Raw genomic sequence first — 1,567 nt, 5'->3', positions numbered from 1 at the left:
CGGATTTGCACCTTAAATCCGTAGGTCTATAGGATAAAACAACCGCAAACTCTTTATTGATAAAGGTTTGCGGTTTTATGTGTTTTCACCTAAATTGGTGTAGCTACAAAACACATTATGAAAGTATTAAAATCTGAACAGATAAATCCATTTGGAGGGTTAAATTTTGTCATTGATGAATTTGAAAGACTTGGCTTAGGTTCATTTCTAACTGCTAATTTACCTAGTTTAGCTCCTCAATGTTCTTATGATTGGAAGGATATTCTATACTCTTTTTGGTCAATTTATTTTTGTGGAGGTGATTGCATTGAAGATATTTCATCTAATCTAAAAGGACACTTAGATCATAATCCATTTTTTAAAATCCCTAGTCCTGATAGGATATTAGATAGGATGAAAGAATTATCCTTACCAAAGGATCTATTCACCCTACCTAGGGGTACAAGTTTACATCAGTTTAGTTTACATCATTTTTTGAATGAGTTAAATTTAAAATTGTTACAGAAACTGAACTTACCTGCACATGAGAATCATACTTTAGATTATGATAATACCATTTTGTTTACTAATAAATTGGATAGCCGATCAACATATAAAAAATCATTTGGATACTGTCCTGGAGTAGGTATAATTGAAAATAAAATTGTTTTTGTAGAAAATAGAAATGGGAATAGCGCAGCAAAAGATTTACAATTTGAAACACTCACACGAATGTTTGAAGAACTAAAAAAACAAAATATAAATATCGATTCTTTTAGAGCTGATGCAGCTTCTTACCAAGTTAATGTTATAGATTTAGTCTCAAAAAACACTAATAAATTTTTTATTAGGGCTTGTATGAGTGCCGCTCTAGCTCAAAGAATTTCTGAGATTAATAATTGGGTTAAAATTGAAACAAATTCAGAAACAATTTTTAGAGGAGAAATTACTTTTACACCATTTATACGGACTTTAAAAAGAAAAAGAGAACTTTATAAAGCGAAAGATTACAGGTTAGTAGTTACTAAAATTGAACGAAAGGACAAACAAGTTAATTTATTTACAAAAGATGCATACTTATATTCTGCAATTTTAACCAACGACTACGATTTATCAGTAAATGAAGTGGTAAGCTTTTATAATCAACGTGGTGCTATAGAGAAAGAATTTGATGTACTCAAAAACGATTTTGGATGGAATAACTTACCTTTTTCTAAGCTAGAACAAAACACCGTTTTTTTAATGTTTACTGCAATGTGCAGAAACTTATACCAATACATTATAGAGAAATTCTCAATAAAATATGAAGGATTGAACCCTAAATACAGAATTAAAAAATTCATTTTTAGATTTATAGCTATACCTGCAAAATGGATAAAAACATCCAGACAACAAAAACTTAGGGTTTATGGAAATATTCATTTTAAAACCTAAAAATTAAATGACAACAATTTATGAAAAAGGCAAAACCCCAACTTGTTTGGGGTTAAAGTGTTTGGATATGCACTGTTAAAGACAGTGATTTTATGTTTTCTGGACTAAAAAAAAGAAAGTAAATACAAAAAAGTCAAACTTTTCAATTCTAAAA

General features: G+C 29.1%; 1 protein-coding gene. It reads left to right on the top strand.

What is annotated here, in order from left to right:
• The first annotated feature begins 117 nt into the window (after positions 1–117).
• Positions 118–1,413, top strand: coding sequence for an IS1380 family transposase (locus KQA_RS0218140; protein ID WP_010183061.1), 1,296 nt, complete (start codon positions 118–120; stop codon positions 1,411–1,413).
• The last annotated feature ends 154 nt before the right edge of the window (positions 1,414–1,567 follow it).

The sequence above is a fragment of the Aquimarina agarilytica ZC1 genome, assembly GCF_000255455.1.
GTDB lineage: Bacteria > Bacteroidota > Bacteroidia > Flavobacteriales > Flavobacteriaceae > Aquimarina > Aquimarina agarilytica.
This window is presented reverse-complemented; position numbering and strand designations above follow the sequence as displayed.